The sequence below is a fragment of the Undibacterium hunanense genome (genome assembly GCF_014284335.1).
Lineage (GTDB): Bacteria > Pseudomonadota > Gammaproteobacteria > Burkholderiales > Burkholderiaceae_D > Undibacterium > Undibacterium hunanense.
Genome location: NZ_JACOGF010000095.1, coordinates 1 through 255 on the forward strand (window position 1 = coordinate 1; position 255 = coordinate 255).

Annotated in this window: 1 protein-coding gene; it reads left to right on the top strand. The window is 54.5% G+C overall.

Annotated elements, in window-relative coordinates; all coding sequences use genetic code 11:
- The coding region (locus H8L32_RS28525; RefSeq protein ID WP_186951035.1) for an efflux RND transporter permease subunit at nt 1-255 on the top strand (255 nt) is incomplete at both ends.

The window sequence follows — 255 nt, forward strand, 5'->3', positions numbered from 1 at the left end:
CCCGGGAAGTACGCGATTCTGTTGAGAAACTGCGCCAGTTGCCTGTACTTACCGAGCGCGGCGCTCAAATCCAACTTGGCGATGTTGCTGAAATCCGCATCGACGACGGCCCACCCATGCTCAAGAGTGAAAATGCCCGTCTGTCAGGATGGGTGTATGTGGATATCCGCGATCGTGACCTGAGTTCAGCCGTACATGAAATGCAGGAAGTCGTCGCCCGAGAGGTCAAGTTGCCAGCAGCTTATTCGATTACCT